32 protein-coding genes and 2 pseudogenes are annotated in these 25676 nt (G+C 52.8%); 16 read left to right on the forward strand and 18 right to left on the reverse strand.

The features are described from left to right. Positions 1-10 precede the first annotated feature (10 nt). The gene (locus QQM41_RS15345) at positions 11-757 is read right to left on the reverse strand and encodes a BRO family protein (RefSeq protein WP_003630480.1); all 747 of its coding nucleotides are present in this window, start codon (positions 755-757) and stop codon (positions 11-13) included. 500 nt (positions 758-1257) lie between these two features. On the opposite strand from QQM41_RS15345, the gene QQM41_RS15350 reads away from it, so the two are divergent. The 5 genes from QQM41_RS15350 (at position 1258) to QQM41_RS15370 (ending at position 4726) form a co-directional block, all read left to right on the forward strand. Continuing rightward, positions 1258-1974: a hypothetical protein gene (locus QQM41_RS15350; RefSeq protein ID WP_185327961.1), complete on the forward strand. Its 717-nt coding sequence runs from the start codon at positions 1258-1260 to the stop codon at positions 1972-1974. Between the two features lie 117 nt (positions 1975-2091). Further along, the gene (locus QQM41_RS15355) at positions 2092-2940 is read left to right on the forward strand and encodes a hypothetical protein (RefSeq protein WP_061500709.1); all 849 of its coding nucleotides are present in this window, start codon (positions 2092-2094) and stop codon (positions 2938-2940) included. 2 nt (positions 2941-2942) lie between these two features. Next, a complete protein-coding gene (locus tag QQM41_RS15360; RefSeq protein WP_339078314.1) occupies positions 2943-3407 on the forward strand; it encodes a hypothetical protein in 465 nt (154 codons plus the stop codon). A gap of 95 nt (positions 3408-3502) precedes the next feature. Continuing rightward, positions 3503-4315, forward strand: coding sequence for a hypothetical protein (locus tag QQM41_RS15365; protein WP_339078315.1), 813 nt, complete (start codon positions 3503-3505; stop codon positions 4313-4315). A gap of 18 nt (positions 4316-4333) precedes the next feature. Then, positions 4334-4726 (forward strand): hypothetical protein, encoded by a 393-nt coding sequence (locus QQM41_RS15370; protein ID WP_339078316.1) that lies wholly within the window; start codon positions 4334-4336, stop codon positions 4724-4726. Between the two features lie 74 nt (positions 4727-4800). Here the strand turns inward: QQM41_RS15370 and QQM41_RS15375 are convergent, their stop codons facing one another. From QQM41_RS15375 to ssb, 6 genes are all read right to left on the reverse strand, one after another. Continuing rightward, a complete protein-coding gene (locus tag QQM41_RS15375; RefSeq protein WP_003630486.1) occupies positions 4801-5088 on the reverse strand; it encodes a hypothetical protein in 288 nt (95 codons plus the stop codon). A gap of 269 nt (positions 5089-5357) precedes the next feature. After that, positions 5358-5768, reverse strand: coding sequence for a type II toxin-antitoxin system VapC family toxin (locus QQM41_RS15380; RefSeq protein WP_339078317.1), 411 nt, complete (start codon positions 5766-5768; stop codon positions 5358-5360). After that, the gene (locus QQM41_RS15385) at positions 5765-6037 is read right to left on the reverse strand and encodes an antitoxin (RefSeq protein WP_035367588.1); all 273 of its coding nucleotides are present in this window, start codon (positions 6035-6037) and stop codon (positions 5765-5767) included. Before QQM41_RS15385 ends, QQM41_RS15380 begins: the two co-directional genes overlap by 4 nt. A gap of 70 nt (positions 6038-6107) precedes the next feature. Beyond that, positions 6108-6524 carry a hypothetical protein gene (locus QQM41_RS15390; RefSeq protein ID WP_124306704.1) on the reverse strand — a complete coding sequence of 139 codons (417 nt, stop codon included), beginning with the start codon at positions 6522-6524 and terminating at the stop codon, positions 6108-6110. Then, positions 6521-6958 (reverse strand): plasmid protein, encoded by a 438-nt coding sequence (locus tag QQM41_RS15395; protein WP_339078318.1) that lies wholly within the window; start codon positions 6956-6958, stop codon positions 6521-6523. The genes QQM41_RS15390 and QQM41_RS15395 overlap by 4 nt, the downstream gene beginning before the upstream one ends. 63 nt (positions 6959-7021) lie before the next feature. After that, a complete protein-coding gene (ssb, locus tag QQM41_RS15400) occupies positions 7022-7510 on the reverse strand; it encodes a single-stranded DNA-binding protein (protein ID WP_339078319.1) in 489 nt (162 codons plus the stop codon). Positions 7511-8255: 745 nt separating this feature from the next. On the opposite strand from ssb, the gene QQM41_RS15405 reads away from it, so the two are divergent. Next, the gene (locus QQM41_RS15405; protein ID WP_003630495.1) at positions 8256-8444 is read left to right on the forward strand and encodes a hypothetical protein; all 189 of its coding nucleotides are present in this window, start codon (positions 8256-8258) and stop codon (positions 8442-8444) included. 303 nt (positions 8445-8747) lie between these two features. Here QQM41_RS15405 and QQM41_RS15410 read toward each other — a convergent pair whose 3' ends face one another. Next, positions 8748-9428, reverse strand: coding sequence for a hypothetical protein (locus QQM41_RS15410; protein WP_339078320.1), 681 nt, complete (start codon positions 9426-9428; stop codon positions 8748-8750). A gap of 402 nt (positions 9429-9830) precedes the next feature. On the opposite strand from QQM41_RS15410, the pseudogene QQM41_RS15415 reads away from it, so the two are divergent. Next, positions 9831-10433: pseudogene (locus tag QQM41_RS15415) on the forward strand (IS1380-like element IS1380A family transposase); the annotation flags it as partial. A 74-nt stretch (positions 10434-10507) separates the two neighbouring features. After that, positions 10508-11548: an IS110 family transposase gene (locus QQM41_RS15420; protein WP_012813095.1), complete on the forward strand. Its 1041-nt coding sequence runs from the start codon at positions 10508-10510 to the stop codon at positions 11546-11548. A 543-nt stretch (positions 11549-12091) separates the two neighbouring features. Here QQM41_RS15420 and QQM41_RS15425 read toward each other — a convergent pair. Continuing rightward, entirely contained in the window at positions 12092-13114 is a 1023-nt protein-coding gene (locus tag QQM41_RS15425) for an IS110 family transposase (protein ID WP_253643421.1), read from the reverse strand. Between the two features lie 87 nt (positions 13115-13201). On the opposite strand from QQM41_RS15425, the pseudogene QQM41_RS15430 reads away from it, so the two are divergent. The 5 genes and pseudogenes from QQM41_RS15430 to QQM41_RS15450 form a co-directional block, all read left to right on the forward strand. Further along, positions 13202-13993: pseudogene (locus QQM41_RS15430) on the forward strand (IS1380-like element IS1380A family transposase); the annotation flags it as partial. Positions 13994-14450: 457 nt separating this feature from the next. Further along, complete coding sequence (locus tag QQM41_RS15435; protein ID WP_339078321.1) at positions 14451-14807, forward strand: hypothetical protein; 357 nt, start codon at positions 14451-14453, stop codon at positions 14805-14807. A gap of 412 nt (positions 14808-15219) precedes the next feature. Then, positions 15220-15552, forward strand: coding sequence for a hypothetical protein (locus QQM41_RS15440; protein ID WP_246860456.1), 333 nt, complete (start codon positions 15220-15222; stop codon positions 15550-15552). Between the two features lie 123 nt (positions 15553-15675). Continuing rightward, positions 15676-16251 (forward strand): MucR family transcriptional regulator, encoded by a 576-nt coding sequence (locus QQM41_RS15445; protein WP_124297881.1) that lies wholly within the window; start codon positions 15676-15678, stop codon positions 16249-16251. Positions 16252-16551: 300 nt separating this feature from the next. Continuing rightward, complete coding sequence (locus tag QQM41_RS15450; RefSeq protein WP_042788825.1) at positions 16552-16749, forward strand: hypothetical protein; 198 nt, start codon at positions 16552-16554, stop codon at positions 16747-16749. 53 nt (positions 16750-16802) lie between these two features. On the opposite strand, the gene QQM41_RS15455 is transcribed toward QQM41_RS15450, so the two are convergent. Then, entirely contained in the window at positions 16803-17456 is a 654-nt protein-coding gene (locus tag QQM41_RS15455; protein ID WP_124297882.1) for a hypothetical protein, read from the reverse strand. Positions 17457-17623: 167 nt separating this feature from the next. Next, positions 17624-18328: a hypothetical protein gene (locus QQM41_RS15460; protein ID WP_339078322.1), complete on the reverse strand. Its 705-nt coding sequence runs from the start codon at positions 18326-18328 to the stop codon at positions 17624-17626. Between the two features lie 642 nt (positions 18329-18970). Here QQM41_RS15460 and QQM41_RS15465 point away from each other — a divergent pair. Beyond that, positions 18971-19522, forward strand: a complete 552-nt coding sequence (locus QQM41_RS15465) for a nuclease-related domain-containing protein (protein ID WP_339078323.1) — start codon at positions 18971-18973, stop codon at positions 19520-19522. Here the strand turns inward: QQM41_RS15465 and QQM41_RS15470 are convergent. Genes QQM41_RS15470 through QQM41_RS15480 form a run of 3 tightly spaced genes read right to left on the reverse strand, consistent with a single transcriptional unit; the run spans position 19477 to position 21161 of the window. Further along, entirely contained in the window at positions 19477-20112 is a 636-nt protein-coding gene (locus QQM41_RS15470) for a hypothetical protein (protein ID WP_339078324.1), read from the reverse strand. The two genes, QQM41_RS15465 and QQM41_RS15470, sit on opposite strands and share 46 nt — an antisense overlap. Before the next feature lie 60 nt (positions 20113-20172). After that, the gene (locus QQM41_RS15475) at positions 20173-20535 is read right to left on the reverse strand and encodes an ABC transporter substrate-binding protein (RefSeq protein ID WP_088365132.1); all 363 of its coding nucleotides are present in this window, start codon (positions 20533-20535) and stop codon (positions 20173-20175) included. Positions 20536-20546: 11 nt separating this feature from the next. After that, positions 20547-21161, reverse strand: coding sequence for a hypothetical protein (locus QQM41_RS15480; RefSeq protein WP_339078325.1), 615 nt, complete (start codon positions 21159-21161; stop codon positions 20547-20549). Between the two features lie 339 nt (positions 21162-21500). Between QQM41_RS15480 and QQM41_RS15485 the strand changes: the two genes are divergently transcribed. Further along, positions 21501-21818, forward strand: coding sequence for a hypothetical protein (locus QQM41_RS15485; protein WP_064775790.1), 318 nt, complete (start codon positions 21501-21503; stop codon positions 21816-21818). Positions 21819-21829: 11 nt separating this feature from the next. Beyond that, positions 21830-22489, forward strand: coding sequence for a PIN domain-containing protein (locus tag QQM41_RS15490; RefSeq protein WP_155738469.1), 660 nt, complete (start codon positions 21830-21832; stop codon positions 22487-22489). A gap of 35 nt (positions 22490-22524) precedes the next feature. On the opposite strand, the gene QQM41_RS15495 is transcribed toward QQM41_RS15490, so the two are convergent. The 4 genes from QQM41_RS15495 to QQM41_RS15510 form a co-directional block, all read right to left on the reverse strand. Further along, entirely contained in the window at positions 22525-23787 is a 1263-nt protein-coding gene (locus QQM41_RS15495; protein WP_176703019.1) for a Y-family DNA polymerase, read from the reverse strand. Further along, positions 23784-24164 (reverse strand): S24 family peptidase, encoded by a 381-nt coding sequence (locus QQM41_RS15500; protein ID WP_061498948.1) that lies wholly within the window; start codon positions 24162-24164, stop codon positions 23784-23786. Before QQM41_RS15500 ends, QQM41_RS15495 begins: the two co-directional genes overlap by 4 nt. Positions 24165-24319: 155 nt before the next feature. After that, on the reverse strand, positions 24320-24529 hold the full coding sequence (locus tag QQM41_RS15505; RefSeq protein ID WP_061498945.1) for a hypothetical protein: 210 nt from the start codon (positions 24527-24529) through the stop codon (positions 24320-24322). A gap of 97 nt (positions 24530-24626) precedes the next feature. Continuing rightward, positions 24627-25511, reverse strand: coding sequence for a DNA/RNA non-specific endonuclease (locus QQM41_RS15510; RefSeq protein WP_003630467.1), 885 nt, complete (start codon positions 25509-25511; stop codon positions 24627-24629). Between the last annotated feature and the right edge of the window lie 165 nt (positions 25512-25676).

Consider the following 25676-nt stretch of genomic DNA (forward strand, 5'->3'; position numbering starts at 1 on the left):
ATGCTAGAATTTATGACCTTACTGATGATGCAGACGTTACCGGCTCAAAGTAGGGACCCGTACCCAGCTTATCATCAAGTAGCCGCATCACAGCTGACAAACGGCACATATACTGGCGCATTTGGTCAGACCTCTCACTATTCTGTCCAAGAGCAAACCAACTGATTTGCACAAGCTTCACCAGATGAATGAGTTCCAGAATATCCAGATCATAGGACCACGGGCGTTTGGCCTCGCTTAGTGCTCTTTCAACGGAGAACTTTCCGTTCATGCGGGTCACCAGGTGTCGGGTTGCTTGATAGATATCACCCTCTTTCAACTCCGCCAGAAGACGCAGATCTGCCGCGCTGATCTCAAGCTTGGGTGAGCCATTGTCGGCCTGCGCACCTGCATCAGGCCGGTATTCTCCCGTGCGACGGATCTGTGGCAAGACCTCTTCCGTCACCCAACGCCGAAACTTCTTGGCCACGGGTTTTCTGGAAGCAAACGTGAGATGATACGCGCCACTCTCGCTCACGATATGGGTTTTTTGTGGCCCACCAGCCGTTGGGATCAAAACGAAGGCAGATTCATCATCGTCTAATCTAGAAACAGCGGCTCTCGAACGAGAGAGTCCTAAAGCGAGGCAAACATCCATAGCGACAAACCACCGTTGACCGTCCTTTTGTATGGATCGAATTGAAGCTGCTTCGAAGGTCAATATAGGCAAAGCCTCAATCGTTCCTGTCTTTGTTACCTCATCTTTGGTTGCAATCATTGAATTGTCCTCTTCTGGTACGGCTCCTCTCAGTATGGAGTGTGCCGTTCAGAAGGGATTTCATCGTGTCATCATGCGACGGAAAATACACAAATCCACTATCCGGCATCCTAACTGATTTTACGTAGTGAACCGCAAATTCAAGTCGAGTGAATCATTTCTGGCAACCAAGTTTCAGCACAAAGGTAGCCATTAGTAATGGCATCCTTTCTCCGTTCGCCCAATCCTGGCGGCGAAGCCGCCGCACTGAGGGTGCAATGGTGTATGAAGGCCCTAAAAAACCCTACGGCAGACCCGGCGGCAATCATGCGGCAATCCCATCGGCAACACCACGGCAGCCCTACGGCAATGTAACGGCACACCAGACGGCATCATGGCGGCAAGCGAGGGGCATACCACTGGCGATCAGACGGCAAACGTACGGCCATCCACAGGAAAATTATGGGGAGGGGGTTTCGGTCGCATGATGAAAAGACATGCTGACATGAAGCAAGGAGGACATGATGGCGTCTGTAAGAGAAAAACTCGTCAAACTCGCCCAACAATCGAGCTGCCCGCCGCTAAGTGGAGAATTGTACCAGTGGTTATATCAACATCACGACGCTATTGCCGAACTGCGGCTCGTTACAACAAGCTGGAAAATCGTCGCAACTGTGGCTGCTGATGATGGGATCAATATTGGCACGTCACGTCAGGATCTTAAAAAGATTGAACGCAAATGGCGGGTTGTCTGTCGTGCGATTTCACACAAACAGAACAAGCAGGAACGTCATCGGGGGCAAGTTTCTCCTTCTGAGCCAGGGCCCATCATGCCCAGCCGACTACCTGCTGACTGGACACCCGAGTTCGTTGAGATACCCCAACCTGACGCTCAACCCGTCCAGCAAGCTCCACAAAGTCAGGCTTTGACGGTCAAGCGCGACAAACTGCCGGCCAACGCCTCCAAGACTATGAAGGAGAAAATTGACAAAGCCCGCTTCACCCTTGGTCAGGCGAAATTCGACCTCACGATGGCAAAAGAGCAGATCCGGCTGAACGACAATCAAGGGGCTCCAATGCTTGCAAGGGAAGGGGAAGCCAAATTGCCTGGTCTTCGGGAGATCATCAAGCAAAGACGGGCCATTTATGACCGCCTCCTTGCTGGTGAGGATGTTCCCGACGAAGAGCTGGAATTCAAATCGCCTCGCGAGAGAGAAGAAGAAGAATATTCTGACTGAGCGGGTTTTTTGAATTTTTTTCCAGAAATCCTATCTGGTCGCATGATGACACGATGAAATCCTTCTGAACGGCACACTCCTTACTGAGAAGTGCCGTACCAGAATGAGGACGATTCAATGACTGCAACCAAAGTGGACCAAGCTCAGGCCAAACCCGCCAAGCCTGCCCGTACAAAACCTCCCGTGCTCCTGACTGCGGTTGGTCGGCAGCGCACGGGCAAGACTGTTTTCCTGAATGCGTTGACGGAAACCGTTATACGTCAAGGGGGCGATGTGGAGGTCTGGAACACGGATCACCTGAATGTCTCCCACTCCATCTCGCACTTCCATCCCAATGCAAAGAAACCTGCTACCGGCAATCTCAAGGAACAGAAATCCTGGCTGGAGCAACAGATCGAAGGCATGGTGAAGCGACAGAAGGACGTGATACTCGATATCGGCGGCGGATGGACGGCCTTCCACGAAATCATCAACAGCACCCCTCTTGTGCCGCAACTGTCCAAACTGGGGATCAAGGTCGTTGTGGTCTATATGCTCGGCACAGAACTGGCTGACGCGGACTATCTGCAGGATCTTCAGGAAAAACGGCGCTTCCTTCCCGGCCACAGCATCATCGTGATGAACCGTGGCTTGCTGCCGCTGGGTTACACAAACAACAGCCACTTCGACAAAATCCGTCAGACACCGGCAGTCATGAACGCCACGGTAGATGCGTCAGATGACGATGGCGGAATTTACTTCTTGCCCGAGTTGGACGGTATGGACGAAATCACGGACCGCCGCATGTCCTACGCAGACTTCATTGATGACAAGAACGTCGAGGGCCATCCACCCAGCGGTCTTTTTGACCGGATGCGCGCAGAAGTCTGGTTTCATCGCTCTTTTCCCGAGTTTCTTGCACAGATTGACCCTAGTCTCCTTCCCGACATGCCCAAAGGCCTGCCTGTCCCGAAAGACTTTGAGTAGCCATGAGTCAGAAAAACGACAGACAGCCGGACAATCCACCCACTCCCGCGCAGGCGATTGAGGAGCTGAAGCATGCGCTTCAGCACTTCACTGTCAGGCCGGATACTGCGAACGGGCGTTTCTTCCTGGCCATACTGGCCGTGCTAGAGGCACAAAACCGCACCCTTGAAGCGATACCCATGTGCCTGAATGAGGCTCTCGTCCTGGTTAAAGCAGAACGCCGCTCAATCGAGCTGACCTTGCAGGACGGTGTGGATGCTGCGAAGGCGCTGAACCAGATCAACGAACGGATGGTTGAGCAACGCATTCTGGATGTCGTCAGCAAGGTTTTCCAGTCCTTGCAACCTGAGATCAGTCGGCGGGCAAAATTGATCGCCGACCGGTATCAATGGCGATCCACTGGCCTCATCATTTTCTGGGGAATGGTGCTTGTTCTCATCGGTTTCGTTCTGGGGCGTCTTCCATGAAAGTGTGACCATAATGGACACACTTTCCCTGCCCGCTCTTTTTTAAACTCGTCGCATCATGATGAGAAAAAATCACCGCATCGCAGCCAAAGGAGATGCTCGTGAAAAAGAGACGATCCGCATGGAAGGTCTGGCCTGTGCTTGGCTCTTCCTTCTTAGTTTATCCTGCATTGGCCCAAACCGTCAATGTCCCGGCAGGTCTGCCGCCAACGGTCAATGCAACCTATCAGGAAGTTGGGATGGGCGGCTGGACACCACCGACCTCCACCACAACACAGCAGATTAGTGGAAGTGGGTCCGTAGTCTCTACAACCACAACAAACGGCAGCAGTACGGATGCTCTGCAATCGATGTATTCCCAGTCATGGGGATATGCCGCGGCCCAAAATGCCAGTGCCCTTGGGGTCAACCCAGATGCTCTGGCGGCGACGTGCGTTGTCGAGTCAGGATGTCGTAACGTTTATACGGCAAACAGCAATTCATCCATAACTGGTGCATTTCAAATGTCGAACGGCACCTACAATGAAGCTCTGCAAAAAGCGTTGGCCTCTAACCCTATCCTTGCATCCAGTATCACTAACACGGGAGTTTCTGGCCAGCAGGATCCGGCCACTCAGGCTGTTGCCGCTGCACAGTATCTCAAGGATGCAGCCACCACGCTGCAGAATTCAGGGGTTAGCAACCCGACTGCTCTCGACGCACGAGCATATTATAATTTTGGGCCTTCTGCTGGTGTAAAGGTCGCTCAAGCATCTGAGGACACGCCTATGTCAGCAGTTTTACCTAGTCTATCTTCCCAACAACTTGCGAATAATGGGATTTCTCCTGGGGAGACAGTTGGACAATGGAAGTCTAACGTAGCCTCCAAAATGGGATCCGCTGCAAGCTCTCCCATACTTTCAAGTTAAACAAGAGGATACCGTTAAATGAGTCTGTCACTTAAATCCTTGTTTGCTAGTGCCACTTTTTTGGCTTTAAGCACTCACGCTATAGCTGCGTCCAAAAGCCCTATAGAAGGCTACCATTGTATGATGTTAAATCAATCTATGGATCAAATGCAGGATCCTGCTCATACTGTCTTTGCTCGGGCAAAACCGGACGCGCAGTCAGAAAATAAAGGGCCGGTAGGCACTGTCGTTGCCATCCCTGATAATATCGCTCCGACTAATGGTTATCTTCCTTCTCTTAACTTTCTCCGGAAAACAGTATGGGTGCCAGCCGATGCTCTGGCCCCCTATCGTGTTGCCAGTGATCCAAGCATGACATGTCGTCCTGCCATAAGAAGTGATGGGAAACTGGACTTCATTTTCGGGCATTAAGAAAAGACTGAAAGCGTCTTCTGCATCAGTTCTGTCCTACAGAAAAGCCGCCCTATGGCGGCTTTTTTTGTGGTTCAGACGGTGATCAGGCTGTGTTCTTGAAAAGCCGGGTCATGCAATCGTTTACGGGGCGAAGGCCGCGCTAGAATTGCTGCTTCCAGATCAAGCAACCACGCTGAGAGATCAGGAGGCAATGACGATGTCCCGGCAATAGCGCGTCGAAACTGTGTGCGATGCATATCGCATCTCTCGGCCGCGAGACGTTCTGTCCAGCCCAACACCATGAGACACTGGAACAGTCGGCGGCCTGAAAGCCGTAGAGCTGGGCGTTCGGAAGAAGAGGGGGTGTCTGTCGTTTTCATAGTGTGATGTTGGCTGGCCATGATGCGACCGACCAACCTTCAGATGGGTTTTAGCCCTGAATTATGAATGCCCTGAGCAGCCGCTTCCAAAATGGCACCCCTTCTGCCCTCCATGTCCGCTGGAGTTGCCGATCAGCTGCAAGGGTGTCCCACAGCAAAGGTGAGACAGACAGCCTCTCTCGCAAACTGGACTGCCGCCGTAGAGCTTTTCCACGATGCCGATAACTTCTGACCCAGGCACTGTGACGGTCCAGTGGGGCAAAAGACAGTCACGTCTCATTCTCCAGCCAGTTTTCGAGCCTCAAGCCTCTGATACGCATAAACTCACGTGTGTTGTTCGTCACCAGAGTTGCTTTGAGGGTGTAGGCATGCGCCGCGATGAGCAGATCATTCATGCCGATCGTCTGCCCTGCGGCTTCGAGTTCGGCACGGATGCCACCGTATTCACCGTCAGCAGGAATATCGAGTGGCAGGACGGGGATAAAAGCCAGCACGCTCTCAACCCGGTTCAATAGCTTCGCAGAGCCTTTTTTTGCGCATCCATAACGCAACTCAGCAGCCACAATGATGCTGGTGCAAAGGTCGCCGGGGTCGATAAGCTCAATGCGTTGCGCACATAAGCCGGAAGGATTGAGAACCAGATCACTGATGATGTTGGTATCAAGAAGATAGGTGCTCACAGAATATCTTCCGGTGTGGCGGCAACGTCCTGAATATCAGGAAAATCATCTTCGGGACTGAGCTGCGGCTCTTCACGCCATGCCATGAGAAGCTCCTTCAGCGTAGAAGGCGTTTTCACTGGCTCCAGAACGAGTTTCTCACCGTCACGGCGGATCAGCACCCGGTCTCCTGGCATTTGAAATTCAACCGGAATCCGCACTGCCTGACTGCGGTTGTTCCAGAACAGTTTTACTTCGCGTGGTCGGGGAGTCACTTTAGGAACTGGCATAATGGCCTCCTGCGTGTATATCCCTTATTGTATATGCCAAACACTCAGGCTTCAAGCCTTTTGATTGCCTTCAGAGGTGGCCGACGACCACCCCATCCTGCCCCCGCAAGTAGTGCACCATATATTCCGCTCCTGCGAGTGAGAGGGGCTCGGCGAGGCCCTGCAACCCTTCCACAAGAGCCTCGGCACGCCGTGCGGCGATAAAGGCCAGCGCACTGCCTCTTGAAAAGGGCCTGAAGGACTGATCTCCACGCAACTGGAACCGGAGTGGAACAAGGTCGGCCAGCCCGCGTGCAACATCCTGTGGCGTTGGGTCCTGCTCTGGTACCAAAGACCGAAGCAGCGCAGTGGCTTCCTTGTCTTCCTGAATATCAAGCAACAGCCCTTCAAACCGCCTGAGTGTGGAAAGAGTGACAAAGGAAGGTGAGGGCATCCCATTCACGATATGGAATGCCGTCCGCCCCAGCTCCTGGACAAGCTGCATCATGCTGCCAATCTCCTGCGGATTGAGCTGATCCGGTCAAGCACCTGGGCATCACGTACAGCAATGGCGGACAGACGGGCCAGCTCTTCCTCTGCCTCGATTTCTGCCATGATCTCCTCATTCAGGGCTATTCTGGCAGCCTCTTCGTCTTCACTCTCCCCCTCATCCTCTTCTGGCGCTTCGCATCCTGCGGGGCAGCAGCCGTATTCAATGCCGTGACAGCAGAACCCCTCAAGGTGCGCCTCATCGGCGTCTGGAGCATAGTCCCCTTTCTGTCTGGCATACTCTTGCAGGGCGGCGGCCTGATCGGGGGCGAGTTGAGAGGCTGTGTGATCAATCTCTCTTGTCAGTTTCTGAACATAGAGTTCATAAGAGCAGCCACAGCCCATGCTGGCTGCGGAATTGGCCGTTTCATACAGTTCTGCGACATTAGACATGAGGAATACTCCGGCTGAACTGGCCGGGGCACCTCCCCGGCCTTAGAGGAAAAAAAAGGGCACTCAGAACGGGATCTCGTCATCGAGACCAGCGTTTGACTGGGGCGCATCCCATGCCCCCGCCTGACCGCCGTCACTGCGGCCGCCAGAGTTCCGTGGGGCGTTGCTGTAGCCGCCACTCTGTTCGCCTTCCTCAGTGTGCCGCGTATCCAGAATGGTCAGCTCGCCCCCAAAACGAGGCAGCACAATTTCGGTTGTGTAGTTGTCCTTGCCGTCCTGCCCCTGCCATTTCCGTGTCTGGAGTGAGCCTTCGAGATAGACCTTGCGGCCCTTGCGCAGGAAGCGTTCCGCCACATCTGCCAGACGTTCATTGAAAATAACGATGCGATGCCATTCGGTGCGCTCACGCCGTTCGCCAGACTGGCGGTCGTTCCACGTATCAGACGTGGCCAGGGTGAAAGAAACAATCTTCTGCCCCGACTGGGAGTGACGCACTTCCGGGTCTTTCCCGAGGTTGCCGACAAGAATAACTTTATTAACGGAACCAGCCATAACACATCTCCTACACAGCTATACTTCTGAAAAACCGGCTTTACTGGCCGTTGGCGGTGTTGTTTCTTCCGCCTACAAGTAAAAGATAGTACGAATACGGGCGCAAGGCAAGAAAAAAGAATAAAAAACAGCAAATAAAAATAGGGTTTTTCAAATTAAACCGCCAATAACAAACCTTTTCTTTCCGCATGCCCTTTATTTACTTACAAATATAAAGTAATAAACAAGCATAGAAAAGGACGGCGGTGAGCATTAGCACGAAAGTGGCGAGACCCCGATTGAGGGGGCTCGACATCTCTTAGCGGCTTTGCCGCTTAGAGATGCTGAGCGAACGCACCCCGGCAGGGGCGCCCCGGACAATGCAGAGGACCACCCGGAAAAGCTGAAACAAACAGAAAGAAAGGAAACAACCCTACAGGAAACACAAGGATATGCCTATCGTAACAAGGACGATTCAAACTGGCGGCCAAAAGCGTGAGACCACCCAGAACGCCCTACCCCGCACCCAGCCTCGCAAGAAGAGTAAGAGGGGTGCAGTGACCCCCTTCATGAGCAGAGGCAGAAGCAGACGGAGAGGCAAGCAGAACTCACAGGAGACCTGGAGCGTAAGAGCGTGAGGACAGTCCAAGAGCTGCCGGGGCGCAGCCCCGGCCGTTCATACTTGGCCAGCTCTGCTGGCCCCCTTTTCCCGCGCGGGTGCGAGTCACAAGAGAAAGGCGGCACTGAGGCCGCCTTATTGTCAGGAATGATGGGACGCCTGAGCGTCGAGCCTGTCGCGCAATTTGTTAAGGCGGCGCAGGATTGGGCCAAGAGCGATACCGAAGGCGAGAGTTCCAAAGGCAAAGATGCCGTAAACCACCACCATGTTAACCGTGAAATTATCCATGATCGGTTTTCTCCTCGTCTGGAGGATATGGGATATAGGCCAGAATAAGCAAGGAAATACCTTCCATAAACAGAGAACCGCAACCCGCCACGATCATATGACTCAGACTGACGGGAACGGTTGCTGTCAGTAACGGGGTTATAATCCCGATGCCCGCGATACTGAGGGCGCTTGTTTGCAGCGCCCCAGCAAGGGCCTTGAGCCGATCCTCCTGAGATTTCCGGGTCTGCCTTGGGGGCAGAATCGCCCTGAGCAAGCGGCGCTCTCGGTCTGTAATCTGCTGCGTGTCCATCAAATTATATCCGGTTTGAAGGAAAGAAAACCGGGCGGCGAAGCCGCCCGGCCGCTGTATCAGAAGCCCAGAGCGTCGGCCTGTGCGTCGGCAATCTGGCGATCAAGAGAGCGGGCGGAATTGCGGCTGTAGGGCTTCCATTCGGAGCCAAAGTATTCTGCGTAAGCCTTGGCGGCACCTTCTGCGAGGGCTGAAAGCCCATAGGCTTTCATGCCGAGTTGGGCGGCAAATTCACGGGCAAAGGCGGCGCGGTTTGCCTGTCCATCGATGCCCATGCGATCTTCGTCGCGGTTTTCGTTTGTAAAGCCAGAGGACATTTCACGGGCGGCCTGCCGCTTGGTTTCGTAAAACTGGGCCTGCCCGAAAGCAGAGGCCACGCGCGCGCCCACGATGCGCTGCATGTGCATTTCAAGAGCGCGGTAATTCTTTTCGCCGTTTACGGTGGTTGCAAGAATGGGTTCCATGATCTTAATTTCTTCCATCACGGAATTGTAACCGGCCCCGAACACTTCATCGGTGTCCACTTCATCAATGGCAAAGGCGCGGGCAATGGCTGCGGCCTGTGCATCTGTGGGAATGAGAGTCTTGACGGCTTCAAGGGTTGCGATCGGCGCTGCCGCCTTGCGGTCTGCGGTTTCCTGAAAGGACCGGGCACGGGATGCGTTTTTTGTGGCCTTTGCGGCTTTCTTCTCTTGCGCTTCGGTGTGGGCTTGAGCGATAGCAGTAGCAGCGTTTGACATGATCTAGTCTCCTGTCTGGCGTTAGCCCCGTTTCAGTGTTGAGACCACTGGCTCGGGGCGCTTTGTGCTTGGGAGTTATTTCCCTCTCACAAGTAAAAGATAGTACAAACCGCCCGCCGCTGCAAGCATAAAATGCAATAAAAACAATAAAATAAATGAGTTATTTTTGTTTACTTGCCCAACAACTTCCGCTTTCTTTTCCGCATGCCCTTTATTTACTTTCAAACAGGACAGTAAAGGCAAGTATAGAAAAGAATGACGGTGAGCATTAGCACGAAAGTGGCGAGACCCCGATTAAGGGGGCTCGACGCGGAAATCTCACAGAAGGGTTGTACATCGGGTTAGATTATGAAAAAGTCTGTTTTGTAGAAAAGAAATTTCCATAATCATCAAGAAAACCCGATGCAGACAGAGTGTAGCGCAGGCGCGTATGAGTTTCCAGCCTCCTGTGGACGGCGTGTTGTGGCCCGTTTTGACGGGGGTCGCATGAGTTCGGATGGGGGCGTCATTCTGGTGAAGCAGGCTGATGACATTCTGGGTCTCAGCCGCCGCTTTGCTGCCTGTTTTCGCGATAAGCGGCATCCCGGCTTTGTGGAATACCGGGTTGAAGACCTTGTCCGTCAGCGGATCATGGGCCTGGCACTGGGCTATGAAGATCTCAATGATCACGATGCCCTGCGGCATGACCTGATCTTTGGTCTGGCCTCGGGCCGTCTGTCAGGAGGCCGGGCAAACTGCGCAGCACTGGCAGGAAAATCCACGCTGAACCGGCTGGAGCGCAGTGGCCACAAGGCAGATCGTTACTGTCGCATCATTGCTGATCATGAGGCCCTGGCTACCCTGTTCGTCACGCTCTTCCTTGACCAGCATGAGCACGCACCCGCCCGGATCGTTCTGGATGTGGATGCCACCGATGACCGTATCCATGGCCATCAGGAAGGCCGCGCCTTTCATGGATATTACGGCCATAACTGCTATCTGCCGTTATACATCTTCTTCTGTGATGGGGTGGACGGCTCCCAACGGCATCGCGATGTGCCAAGGTGAAGTCGTTGCAGAATTCCCAGAGGAGGCCACCCATGGAACAAATTATCCGTATTGGCATGGACACGTCAAAAAGTGTTTTCCAATTGCACGGTGTAAACGCGAAGGAGCAGCCTGTTTTGCGCAGGAAGCTATCCCGCCGGGAGATGGTAAAGTTTTTTGAGAAACTGCCCCCGATTGAAATCGCGATTGAGGCCTGTGGCGCCTCCCATTACTGGGGGCGGGTGCTCTCGTGTCTGGGACACACAGTGAAGCTGATCGCGCCGCAGCTCGTGAAGCCTTATGTCAAGCGCGGGAAAAACGATGCCGCCGACGCGGAAGCCCTCTGTGAAGCGATGAGTCGGCCTACAATGCGGTTCGTCCCGCTCAAGAGCGAGGAAGAGCAGGCAGCGTTGATGCTGATTGGAATGCGGGCACGACTTATCCGGAACCGCACACAGCTCGCCAATACGATCCGGGGATATGCTGCCGAGTTTGGGATCACGGCGCCCAAAGGCATGTGCCGGATTGAGGCACTCCTTGATCGGATCGCTGCGGACGAAAGCCTGCCCACATTGACGCGCGAGTTGTTTGCCCTTCACGCAAAGGAATATGCTGAATTGCAAGGTGAAATCGAACAGCTTGAGGGCAAGGTGATGGCATGGCACCGCGCCAACGAATGCAGTCAGCGTCTTGCGAAAATTCCGGGCGTTGGCCCGATCGGCGCAGCGCTGCTGATGATGAAAACGCCTGATCCGCATCTGTTCAAATCGGGTCGAGCCTTTGCGGCCTGGATCGGATTGACGCCCAGGGATCACTCAACCGGTGGAAAAACAAGGCTTGGCAGAATCACACGCGCTGGCGATGAGGTCTTGCGAAGCACGCTGGTGGTTGGCGCGACCGCAGTCGTGTCGCATGCCCGGCGGACCAATGGGAAGAATGCCTCATCTTGGTTACGTGAATTGCTGGAGCGCAAAAAACCGAAACTCGCAGCGGTGGCCCTTGCCAATAAGATTGCGCGGATTGCCTGGAAACTGATGGTCAGCGGCGAACACTATAAGCGCCTTCTGCAGCAACCCGGCGCAGCTGCTGTTTGAGCTTAGCCTGGCACGATGCGCTGACATTTGACGCTCTCGTGCCGAGCTGAGGTCGTGGCTTGCAAGTAATAGAGCAGATGGTGTGATCGATCGATCCATGGCGTGAGAAAACCCGTGGCAACCAGTGGTCATCAAAGACCGCTTCTGTGTTTGGGGCTCACGCTGCGGAAGCCATCTTGGCCAGCGACCCTATGGCCGCATCAACAGGCCGGACATATGGAAGCAAAGATCCGATCATTTTCTTGCCTAGCCCCTTGCAAGGGGGAGCCGTCCACATATGGTTGCCGTCCGTTATGCAAGAGTTTTCTGACCCATATTGACGTGTGATCGTGTGCGGTCTTCTGTAAGGCCTGTTGATGTGGCCTTTCAGAAGCCACTGGCCGGTATGGTGATCAGCGGATCAGATCCAAATCTGCGGGGCGTGCTTGAAAGTACGAAAAGACATACTGGTTTTTCCGATCCGGATCAAACGATCATGCGCCCATTCAGGTCATCGCCCTCTCACACCCCTACCGGTTCCATCCGCGGGAGCCGAGCCATCGCTCAGGCTGCCACGGACAGGGCCGGATCCCGATAATCCTCCTGTTTCGTTGCCATGGCCCAGATTGCCCTTGCCATCCTGTTGGCCAGGGCAATCGCTACCAGCATACGGGGCTTGCGGGCCAGCATCCGTGCCAGCCAGCTTCCCGGTGCTGGGCCCTTGCGACTGGCCCAGTTCACCTGGGTCATGGCACCCATGATGAGAAGCCTGCGGATATCAGCCTGCCCGGCTTTTGATATCTTCCCCAGCCTTTCCTTTCCGCCAGATGAGAACTGCCGGGGCACCAGTCCCAGCCACGCAGCAAAGTCGCGCCCGCGCCGGAAGGTCTGCAGGTCAGGCGCAAAAGCCTCAACCGCAAGAGCGGTCAGAGGACCCACTCCAGGCATGCTCTGCAATCTGCAGGCGGTTTCACTTTCCTGGGCAAGCATCCTGATCTTCTTTGTTCTGGCATCAATTCGCACACTCTGCTCCGAAATCTGTTGCAGCAGATCAAGGCATTCCTGCCTTACAAGCTCTGGCAGAACTGCCTCATCCAGCATGGCCTCAATGCGTTTGATATGCGCAATCCCCTGTGGCACGACGAGACCGAATTCATACAGAACGGCACGCAGGGCATTCACCAGTTCCGTGCGTTGGTGCACCAGACGCTCGCGGGAGCGAAAGAGAACGCTTCGGGCCTGCTGCGCTTGAGTGCGCGGTTCGACAAAGCGCATTTCCGGCTGACGGGCCGCAATGACGATCGCTTCCGCGTCGGCAGCATCGTTCTTCTGCCGCTTCACGAAAGGCTTCACATACTGCGGAGCGATCAGTCTGACCTCGTGACCAGCTCCTGCCAGTTCGCGAGCCCAGTAATGCGCGCTCCCGCACGCTTCAAGAACGACCAGAGCAGGCGGCTGCGTGGCCATGAACTGCATAAACTGCTGACGACGCAGCTTTTTGCGAAACATCACCTCGCCCGCACGCGAAGCTCCATGAACCTGGAAAATGGTCTTTGCCAGATCAACGCCAATCACTGTATCCTTCATCTGCCGTCCTTTCACGCGGTTGTTTTTACTCAACGACCATTCTGGCACATTGCGATGCCGTGCGGGGAGGACGGCAACCACCCCATCTGCGGGGACCATCTCCTCAGCGCTACCCTGCGCACGGCAGACAGGGACCCGGGGAAGGAAGCACTGGCAGACATCCGCCGGATCGTGGAGCAGATCAGGAGCCGTTGGCCCCGGGTGCGTATCCTGGTGCGTGGGGACAGCGGTTTCGCCCGGGACAGTCTGATGACATGGTGCGAAGACAACCACGTTGACTTCCTGTTCGGGCTTGCAGGCAACACCCGCCTGTATGACCGGATTGCCTCTTTGTCCGCTGAGGTTCGTGACGAAGCCGCCACGACAGGCAGAGCTGCGCGCGGTTTCGCCTCCTTTGACTGGATCACAAAGGACAGCTGGACGCGCCGCAGGCGGGTCGTGGCCAAGGCCGAATGGCGCCACGGCAACCGCTATCATCGCTTCATTGTCACCACGCTACCGCAGGGAATGTCCGACCCTCGCCATCTCTACGAACAGATTTACTGCGCACGCGGGGATATGGAAAACCGCATCAAGGAATGCCAGATGGATCTGTTCTCAGACAGGACCTCGTCCCACACCATCCGGGCCAACCAGCTCCGGCTGTGGTTCTCGGCCGCAGCCTATGTCCTGCTGACCGCTCTGCAAAGACTGGCCCTTGGCCAGACCAGCCTGGAGACGGCGACCTGTGGCACCATACGCGCACGACTGCTCAAAATCGCGACACGTGTAACGCTCAGCGTCCGTCGGATTGTCCTGTCCATGCCGGACATGTTCCCCTGTCAGCATGAATTCGCCCTCGCTCATGCACGATTGCGAAGGCTCCGGCAGGCCATCTGAAGAAACAGACAGCTCACAGACCACATAGCTTCCACCAACACTGCCTTCTCAGGCCGTGACACCCTCACTGCGTTCAGAACCCGCCGCCAGAAGCAGAATATCGTCAATATTCCAGATCGGGCTCCTGTGGGATGACTGAATTCTACAAAATGACCCGAAATTGCCTCAAGTGTGAGAAATCCGCGTCGACATCTCTTGGCGGCTATGCCGCCTAGAGATGCTGAGCGAACGCACCCCGAGAGGGGCGTCCCGGATCTTTATTGAGGATACACACGCAAGAACAGGGCAAACGGAAACAAGAAAACTGCAACAGGCAAAGCCCAACCTGATCTGAACTCTCACCATAATTTTGAAGAAAGACTGTTTTTATCAATTCGGTCGCATCTTTGCGCGTCACTCTGCCCTTCATCAGCAGAAGAAACGTCCTCATTCGAGGCGTCTGCTTTGAAAAAAGGACATGATACAGATGCTTACCATACCGACTTTTTGGCCTTATTTTCTCCTTCTGTTTGGTGTCCAGTGGCTTATCGCGGCCATTCGTGAGCGAAACAACGCCAAGTCGCTCGGCACTCCCTTTGCATTTTTCGATATCGCTACGGCAGGCATGGCGACGATGATGCTCTGGCTCCGCCGCTCAACCCGCTACGCTCTTTGCCTGACTGTTCCGGTGACGGCTCTTTGTACTGTTCTCTCGCTCGGCCTCTATCTTCTGGGCCATGAGAAAGAGGCGATCAGCGCTCTCGACGTGGCTGTGATGGCCGGATTTGGGGGCTGGCTTCTGGATCTTATCTCTTCAATGATCGAAGAAATCTAAGCGCTGGGTTTCTTCGATTGCATAAAACATAACTTGATCTAATCGGATTCATACTGTGTGCCGGTATGGAGGCCGGCCCGTATGAGCCAAGCGCTGTCGGGAACAAGAAACTTGCAACTGGAAAAACCCAACCTGATCTGAACTCTCTTCATAATTTTGAAGAAGGGCTGTTTTTTCTATTCGGTCGCATCATGGCCTGACAGAAACGCAGAACGGAATTTTATTATGTGGAAGGACAACAAGATGACGTCTGAGGCACTCCCAAAAAGCCCGTGGACAAGACCCTCTATTATCGAGCTCACATCTGGCGAAAATCCCTTCTCTCCCTTTCCGCGAGAGCAATCCGACCATTTTGATCTCATAAGATCGAAAGCGGGCATGACCTCCTTCAGCGTCCTGGCAGACCCAAGTCGTGACCCGTCTCTCACGAAAAACACCCCGTCCGACGATAGCCAGTGAGCTGCTCATGGTTTCTCCACACTCCACCACGAAATACAAACCCCGCCAGCCGGATCTGTTTGGATACCGCAAGCCGCGCACACCACGGCGCTACCTGGCACACATGAGTGATGTTGGAGATCACGGCTGTATTTACGAACCGGGCAATACATGCGTTGCCCTGTTTTCATGCGCCCGCTGTGGTTGGGAAAGTGGCTGGCTTGAACGTCGGAACAAAACACATGTTCTGCAGGGCGTGCCCTGTATGAAATGCAACGACCAAGCCAAAGGATCGTTGGCGGATTAAGCACCCTGTACGCGATAGCAGCAATACCTTGCCTATGATTTACGACATGTTAAATGGGTTTTCCCGTTACAGGTCAGAGATTTAGTATTGAGACGACATTCAGATAACAGAAAGACAGGCACAATGGCAGAGTCCGCATCCGTTCACGAACCTGACACACAAAAGGTGGAGCAGACCGTTACAATCATATCAGCCTACGTTGGCCACAACACGGTCAGCGCCGAAGCCCTTCCAGATCTGATCAGATCAGTCTATGCGACGCTCGATACACTCTCACTCTCCCAACCCGCTCCTGAAAAGCCAGGGAAAGCCGCAACGCCTTGCGTTGCGCCGGTCCCTGACGTCACACCTGCACCACCAGCTCCCGAAAAAATCGTATCTCAGGACCGCACACCGGCGGTCCCCATCAAGCGCTCGGTCTTTCCCGATTATATCGTCTGTCTTGAGGACGGTAAGAAAACCAAGATGCTGAAATCCTACCTTCAGAGACATTTCAACCTGACGCCTGAAGAGTACCGCGCACGCTGGGGATTGCCCCCGGAATATCCCATGGTGGCCCCAAACTATTCCGCACAGCGGGCCGCCATTGCCAAGCGCAACTCTCTGGGGCGACGTGGCGATGACACCAATGCGACACTCTCATCAGGTGAAGCAGACATCCCCTCAGACCGGAAGGCACGCGGTCGGAAAACGAAATAAATCCGAGCGTTTTACAGAAAAACCATTTCTCGTTTTCGGTCGCATGACGATGGGTGACACCAGAGACATCGCACGCGAAAAGGAAAACGAGAAATGGACAGTAATAGCCTGAGCATAAACGTACTTTTATTTCTGTTGCTTTATTCTGTTGTGATTTTCATCGTCACCTGGCTTTGGTTTAGCGAACGCAGACAGTGTATACTCGCATTCTGTTTACTTACAGTACCCGCCTTTCTGGCGGCATTGTGTGGTGGTTCGGACTCATTGTTCAGCAATGTGCCCTAACAAGGAAAACACTTGATGATGGATCTCAACGATAATACACGCACCATAACCCAAGGCGTGACTTACGGGTTTGCAGAAATAGCCATTGGCTGCGCCGCCATTGGCCTTGCCTGTTCTGGGCACACGACCGTCGCCCAATGGATGATGATTCCTACCACTGTGACGGGTATGTTAGCCTGGGGTTACATGATGAAAGCCGCGAAGATACGGTGAAGCATTCTCCTCCCACCTGCAAGACAGGCTATGCAGGTGGGATAACTCTGGCGCTAGAATGCGAAAGGTTTCCGCATTGCCAAGTCTTTCATCAGAGGCAGTTTGGACTGGTGGATGACTGAGACGCTCGCCATGTTATAAATTGGCCGGCCATCCATGTAGCCAAAGGCAAATAAAGCCGCCGCATCCTTCACTTCATGCAAGGGCCGGACAAACCATTGGTGAGTGTCTGTTCCTTTAGGCTGGCCAAGGAGCGCTGTCAGCGTCTCAATTTTCCTCTTTCTCCACTCAGGACACTCGTCACCGAGTGTCGCAATCTGCAAAGACACTCCACAGCCCATTTTTTGCAAGAGGGTATCAGGCGTTACTGCCTCAGAGACTATTGCCCTACATTTGCGGATGTATGTCTCGGCAGCGATGTCAGATGCCCCACTGAAGCGCATACCGCCGCCTTCACAAGAAGCGGAAAACGTGACGAGTTGACGCATGACTTCCCACTCTGCTCCCATTGCAATCAGTGACCAGTTTCTGACACGCCGTTGGAGGATGCGCTGACGGGACGCATAGGATTCATAGAGGTTGTTGTCGCCGCCTAATTCGAAGAAGAGATACTGGTCACTCGAAAACCCATGATCTGGGAAAACTGCGTTTAGAGTGTCCGTAGAAAACCTCGTGGCTGCGAGGTCATAAACAATACGATAGGACATGAGATGTCGCTTTCTTAAGAGTTATGAACCTCTTCAGGTCGGACCGGAGCGGGCTGTCGGGTCATGCGCGGCGCACAGCGCCGGCACCGCAGGCCGTCTGGCGCAGCCAGACGGACGAGGAGCCACCGCTTGATGCGAGAGACCGTTTCGGTCAGAGGGCTCCTGTCTTAGAAAGGAATCTCCTGTTCCTCATTGTGCCTAAGCGATAATCTCGACTTCATGGGCTTTCCAGCCTTTCTCTGTTGAAGTTGACACCATCTTCTATTGCGCCTGCGCTGCTTTTTTCCTGAGCGCCAATACGAGCGCAGAAACGGTCGCAACTCGGGCCAACGGGCTGTTACATCCGCATAGGCAACAGACTGTTCAGAAGCGCAACATCCATAGCGATCTATGCCCTGTACGATAGCAACGCGCCCTATTTCAGATGAAAGCTGGACAAGGCATCCATCGTTCAGGTCGGGTTGCGAAGGGAGCCGCAAGAGAACTTTGCTGTCTGCATTGTGCAGGGCAAGCCAGCCGCCAGACAACGTAATAAGCCCTGAGAGAGCCATCAGATCGTAATCAGGCAGGATATGCTGTATCGCCACCTTTAAATCGGGCACGGCTTGCCAGAACCTGATCCTTTTATCGGCTAACGGTCCACTGTAGCCTTCAGGCTTCTCACACGATACGATCTCGCACATATCACACTGATAGATTTTACGTCCGCACTTCCAATAAGCAACACTGACGTCCTCGAAACAATCAACCCATTCTACGGCACGGATATTCAGTGCTGGATATTCCACAGAAAGAGCGTCTGCATGATGGAGAAGGGTCGATCCAGAGCCGTTATACAGTGTGACTTGAACCGTTTTTTCATCCAGAAACATGATTTCTTCGGAGTGACAGTATCCCTCAACAAGCTCTTTCACGAGCCTGTTGAGGAGCGAGGCTGGGCCAGTGAGTGTCTGGACTGATATTGTGGATATACTCATCATTGGGATCCTTTGATTTAGGTCCCAATTTCGTGGGGCACAGACAACCGGTCGGGGCAATGGCGCGCCATTAAGGGCGCGGGCCGCCAGGCCGCACCATTGCGGCGAGCGTGTTGTTCTGTGTGCTCAAGGCATCATAAAAGTCTCTTTCCTGAAAAATGAGTATTTTTCGTCGCATCAGCACACTCCAAACTGGTTCCCGATCAGTGAGGAGTTTGTAATGCCGCGAAAATCCAGTCCCCAGTCTGTTGAGAGCAAACTGTCGAACCATTCGGTCATGACGTCCCCTGTCGAAACTGAAAACATTGTCATTGCACCCAACGGTTCACCACACAAAACAACTCATTATCCGCGCACCTCTGGCGATAACATGTCAAAGCATCAACGATACTATGCTCGAAATCGCGAGTTAGTTTGTGCACGCCAGCGTGAAGCCAGGCGCCGCAAGAAAGTGTTGCGGGTATCCCAGAAAATGGAGGACATCTAATGCGTCGGCGATACGGGGCTCCCATGAGATCTGCACGAGAAAACTCGTTCTTGAAAGCTTTCAAATCTGACATTCAGGGGCGCAAAGGTGAGACGGACGTCAGGAACATTCTTGCTGAATATGGTCTACCCAGTCACCATGATATTGTGTTGCCAACCCGATCAGGAAACCCAACTCAGATTGATCATGTGGCTCTGACGCCTCTTGGCATCCTCGTCGTTGAAACAAAGCACTTACGAGGCCGATTGAGTGGGGATGTTCGCAACGATTACTGGCGGCAAACCTTGCCTTCTGGCTGGTCAGAGAAAATCTACAGCCCTCTGCGACAGAATGCCAGTCATTGTGCCGCAGTGTACGAGATTGTCCGTCACATAGATCCTGGCATTCAGACACTCAGCAGAATTGTCATGACGGGGCCTGCAGAAGTTGCTCCGGGGCTTTCCTCAGTGGTGCATACAAGTGAAACGTTTGCGAAGGAACTGGAAAGCCTACGGAACAACTCTGTTTCAGAACTGCTCCAGCACGCCTGGGATCGGCTAACTGAAGCAGCAAAACATCATGAGGGCTTGCGCAAAGGAACGACCTTATCCCCATTTGCCTGATTTGCTTCGCGATCATCTTCTCGAACAAGAATGACCTTTTCAGCCGGTCGGTTAAAATTGCGTTGCATGTAATCAATGAATTCCTCTCGGTCTTCATCTGTCAACGGAAACGCTGCCTCGTAGGTATCAAAGCCCTCTTGCTGGTAGAGACCACAATCAATTTCCAGAGCTTCCTCGTAGTCCAGCCCGTCACATGTCGCATTAACAAATCCCAGTCTTGAAGGCTCGTAGCCGTCATATCCAAGCTGCACAATCCAGCTCTCACCGAGATAGATCACGTCTATCATGCCATCTTCCGCATTGATCGGGGGCCATGGACCGATTTCCACGCCTTTGAACTGGCCAGGAAACATGTCGGCCAGAGCCTTCGCCAGCCGTGCTGTCTGGGGCCTCATGACGGCAAAATCATGCACAACAGGAATGGGTGCATCTTCTCGCTCGGCTCGGAAATACGCCTCCACTTTTTCCTCTGGCCACGCTTTATCGATAAGCGCATCCATTTCTTCTTCTGTATAACGATGCCGTGCAGGATCTTCTGGAGCTTTGGATACGACTGGTTTTTTGGTGCGAGATGTTTTCTTGGTTGTCATAACGGACCTGTGTGGTTGACTAAAAACGAATGTTTGAATACCGCAAGACGCCTGGTCTTCTCAGTTCAAATTTCGACAGTCTGATGTAACATTATGACTCGAACGCAACACGACGTTGCCGTTCCTGTCGCCAATCAATTCACACCTTACCCATGATGCCTTCTGGTCTGGCTGGGCCGGGCGGAAAAGAATCATGGATGAACCTGTTTCGCTACTTGCGCTGGAACGGATTTCATATCCAGAGTTCAGCAACTGCTCCAAGGAGGCTGGATGTTCTGAAAAGAGAGTGGGAACAGCATGTGGCGTGGTTTTTGGCGCAAACTGGCTCGTCCCGCTGCTGATCATGTTTTGCGCTGAAGCCGGCTGTGACAGTGTCATCAAACCAGAAAGAGCTGCCAGTGGCAGGCTATACGTTAATTTCACAATAAGTTCCTTCACAGACAGAATTTCACCATAGGGGGTGGGGGAGCGATTTCTCCAACCCGTCGCTTTACTTCCTGCATGAGCACGGCGGCAATTTCGTGAATGAGTTCCATCATATGCGGAGCTTCAGATGGACGCGGCCCATGCGGCGTGTTTGAAATCAGGGTAATAAGTTGGGGAAGTATGCCGCTCTTTTTGATTTCTTTGGGTTTCTCTGTCGGGTTGATCTTTCCCTGAGCATATCCAAGGGAACCCAGTAAACTGGCAGTTATCAACGCTCCAAGACGCATGTCTTCATCCCATGTCATCAGCCCTAACAAATATGGTCTGACGATCTGTTCAGGTCCCCGGAACAGTCTGAAAAAGACGCTCCCATCGACTATGCTGCCATCTTCACTCAGGATATCGACACGCAACCGCCATCCGTCACCAAAACGGGGGTGCGGTACGTCTCCTTCTCCATCCTGGGCAATTTGCCTATAACGCGCTCTCACCTCTGGTGAACTTGGAGTGCGGAATGTCACCACGCTGGTGGATGTTTCCTCCAGTTTCAGGTGCTCACCCTGTATTCCAGTATCTTTCCAGGTGCTTACCGCGTCACAACTCGGATTGACGCCATGTTGCATAACAGTTTCGTCTCCTTATTCCCGTGAGCCCCTATCTTTGCGTCACAGGATGCGACGAAAAACTTAGTCTCGCCAGATTCGTCTAAAAAAGTGAATCTGGTCGCATGATGAGAGGGAATACTCATCCCTAAAGGAGAACCACTTATGCCTCATCCCTACTGCTCTATCAGCCATAGCAGACCCGTCTGCACAGCAAAACATATCCTGCCTCTATTTGTCTTGCTTGGGGGCATGCCTGCGTTCGCGGCAGCAGAAACCGCGTCACCAGACCCTAAAACGACACAGCCTGTGAGCACAATTCCGGAGCCTTCTCCGCTCTTGCGGGACCAAACCCGAGCTATGACCGAAAGCTGTAGAGCCTGGTTGCCCACAACCCTTCCAGCTATGCGCGAAGGCGAAAAAGGTCTCCCCCCATCCGTCCAGTTGAGCAGCGAAACACGACATCAGCGTGATTTATGCGCAATGGCCATTGAACCCGATCAGGTAGAAAGGTCACTTCTTTTACTCACCATGGGCGCTGCCTGGGGCCTATTACTTACGCTTGCGGTATTGGGTTATGTTCTCTATCGAGCCAATAACTGGCTTACAGGGATTGTAAAAAACAAATATGCCTTTTTGAAAGAACAAATTTCATTTTATAGAAATCGCAACAGTTAGTGGCAATGGTTATGGATATCATTACAAAAGGACAACACTGCCTTTCTGCAGCTGAAAGCGGCAGTGACAAACCTCTGTTCGTGTTAATTGATTATGAGAATATTCAGACTGAGGATTTGAGTTGCCTAAGTCAGCCCGACATGCATTTATTACTGTTTATCGGTGCCTTACAAACGAAAATCTCTACGAAACTGGCGCTCCAGATGCAGGCATTGGGTTCCCGCGCACAATACATTCAAATTGAAGGAACAGGACAAAACGCTCTCGACATGTGCATTGCGCATCATACTGGTTTTATTCTTGCCCGTATGCCATCAGCTCGTTTCCTCATCATATCCAAAGACAAGGGATATGACCCCCTTATCCAGTTTCTGACCAAACGCGGCGTCCCTATCAACCGCAGGCATCACCTGGGATTGCCCTTACCGTCCCGAGGACTGCGCTCTGCTCAACAACCACCGCCTCTTAAATTAGATACACAGCGCATTTTGGAAATGCTTAAGAAGCATGACAAAAGTCGTCCAGCGTCCCGTCAATCACTTATTTCGTGGACTATGAACAAGGTATCATCAAATAAAATCACCATGTCCGCTGAAAAAATCATTACTGACCTGGAAAAAAACGGGGTAATTTTGTTCGATGGAAAGCGCGTAGTCTATTCATTGCCTTAGGGGGGACTTAAAACATAACTGAAGTCCCTTTGTTCTCAAAAACTTATAACTTCCGTTATTTCAGCAAGCACTGTCGTATATCGGGGTGACAGCATATCCTGCCGTGGACGCCATGACCTTGCAACGCCTGTAGCAGCCGGTCTGACTGTTTCTCGGCCGTATCGCCTGTTAAGGGTGTCCATTGCATCCATCAGCGCAGATGTCTGCTTCTGGGGCTTCTGAAATAATGAGGATTGTCGCCCACAAGGAGCGAGATCATTGAGTTGCACGCCTGCTTTGCTATATCTGTAGCCATCTTTCCAGATCGTACGTAACAGCCGAGTGACGGTTCCGATCATTGTCAGAGCATCCTGTGTCGGAGCACAGGTTATGCTGGCTTGGTTGGCGTACCACCCCTCAGAACGCCGATGTATATTCGTCTGGAGAAACACACTCACGTGCCCTGCATCAAGCTTTTCGGCACGAAGCTTTTCCGTCACTCTTACAGCAAATCCCGCCAGCGCTTCCTTCATCTCTGAGTAACACGTGATTGGCCTACCAAATGAACGCGTGCATGCCAGACCTTTACGAACATCAGCCATTTCTGACAGTTCAAGGCAGGACACACCGCGTAACTCAGCTTGCAGTCGCACGCCAGTCATTGTCATGATCTGCCGGATCTGAGCGGGGTCAGCTTTTACAAACTGATCAATGGTCCGTATGCCCACGCCATTCAGTCGTGGTACAAGTCTCCGGCCAACTCCCCAAATCTCACTTATTGGTAAATTGCGATAATAACGCTCTCTAACTCGATCGTCAGTTAAGTCGCACAAGCCTTCCAATTCGGGCCTGTCTTTTGCAATATAGTTTGCAAGTTTAGCGATTGTTTTACTGGGTCCCCACCCAATGCATGTTGGGATTTTTGTGATTTGCTCGACACGGCTTCTAATTGTTTCACACCGCTGGCTCAGGGAGCCCGGTAACCCGTTTAAATCGAGAAACATTTCATCTATCGAGTAAGGTTCTACTTTTGGCGTATATTCGGTCAGAACTTGGTACACTCTACGAGACATATCAGCATATAATGGATAATTACTACTGAACCATTTTACTCCGCCCAATTTTTTCTGATCTTTGATCAGATGCCACGGATCACCCATCTTGATTCCGAGGTGTTTAGCTTCAGATGATCGCGCAATCGCACATCCGTCGTTATTTGACAAAACGACGACAGGCAGTCGTTTCAGGCGCGCGTCGAAAGCTTTTTGACACGAACAGTAGAACGCGTTGCAATCAATCAACCCATATAGTGTCGTCATGGCTTTTCGCGCACAACACCAGACACATTGGCCCAGACTTCTACGTCCAACGCAGGGTCTACACGTACTGGCTCACGCATATCATCTCCAGAGATCAGCCACCAGCTGCCCTTACGGGACTGCAGTTCAGCCAGGACAAACACGCCAGAAACACTGGCAATCACAAGCTGGCCTGAAATCTGCTGGCCCGACGTATCGGCAATCAAAATATCACCGTCCATGATCCCACGTGTTTTGAATGTTGCTCCCCGCAGCCGTACCGGATAGCGACTCGGCCGCCGCAAATCGAGCACCTCTGCCAGATCAATTGGGCCTTCGACTGCATCTGCTGCAGGCGAAGCAAAACCAGTTGTACGATCCCCTTTGTAATCACTCATAGCGGCTCTCCCACTCGGAACATAACAAGAACGAGCAACATCTAGCAAGAGCCCTCTTGATGTGCTTTTTTTCCGTATACCCAATTGTTACGAACAATGGGCAACTATAAGTCACCAGGAGAAAACGGACGTTTACGTGTGACATGCTGGAACGCTCAACGGTTATTCAGAACAGCCTGCCGCATTTCTTTTTTTAAATCATCAAGCGAAATCAAACCAAGCATAAAGCGCTCATTAGCTTCTTCCAGAACGGCATCGTGACGATAGCCCTGCCGGAAATTAGCTGCCCGCGCTTCTTCGACAGCTCGCCTGCGGCGCTGTGATTCTTCATGAGTGATTGCCGGTGCGATAAGTGTTTTTTCCATTGTTACACCCTCTATAGTTCCATCAATAATACGTTAAATATCACTGGTAATTTAAAATGTTTTGGATTTTTATCTGGAAATAACAAAGATTTACAACCTATCGACCAAGTGCTTTCTGCAGTAAACGCAACACTTCTTTGACGCGCCGATCATTCCAGCTAAATCCATTTGCTCTGGACTGTTCGGTTCGGACACTTGCCGCATATGGGCTCTCTTCTATGGCGGGCATCGGCATGATGTGCTGTTTGATAGAGACTGCCAGAGAGGGAAATACATCGATACCGGCCCAACGGGACAAAACTTCTAAAGAGACTATCTTACAATCAGGCTGATTGGTGTTTGCACAGACATACACAGCGGCACCTTCTGCAATAGGATCATAGACAGCCTTCCACATTCCTGATGGGATCATGACCCTGTCAGTCCCGACACTGGGTCTTTCATGAGAAAACAGCACTCCTGTGACAACATAGAGCTCTCCCTCTGCATTCGCGAGCCCCCGAACCGCGGCCTCAATTCCTTCCCATGCTCCGCGGTTCAAACCCGGTGCCTGTGGGACAACATTAGATAACGCATAGGATTCCTGCTGAGCTGCCAGACCGGCGAAGTCACCGGATGGGGACAAATGTCCTCGATCCCAGCCACTATGCTTCCAGTCGGCCAACTCCCCACGGTATCCTGCAGGAAGCCGGGCGTCCGGATAGAAATATCCTTCTCGCTTGGTACGAGCCGCAACTTCTAGGTTTTCTTCGACGATATACTCTGCCGACCAGATCGGACCTTTTGTTACTGGAGAGTCCATTACTGCATAAGCGGTGTTGCACAGGACAGTCCCATGACCAAACTCACCTTCTAGAGTGGGGCTCTCTCCTGCGAAAAACAAATTGGAACAGGTTTCTTTTCCGTAGGCCCAATCAACTTGCACATCGTATATCAGGAACAGGAACATGAGCTTCAGCCCCTTGTGGAACCCTTTGCTCATGAGTTGCGGCCTGCAGCACGAGGCATTGGCCCCGGTGGCACGGGGCGCATCAGATGCCTATGCTCGCGACAATACCACTCGGTTGCTCCAGTCCGTGTGTTTGCGCCGAATGCGGCACCGGCGTTACATATACAGCAATAATGCGCCCAACTCCTTGCCTTTGCC

The sequence above is a fragment of the Acetobacter sp. AC2005 genome (genome assembly GCF_037901235.1).
GTDB lineage: Bacteria > Pseudomonadota > Alphaproteobacteria > Acetobacterales > Acetobacteraceae > Acetobacter > Acetobacter oryzoeni.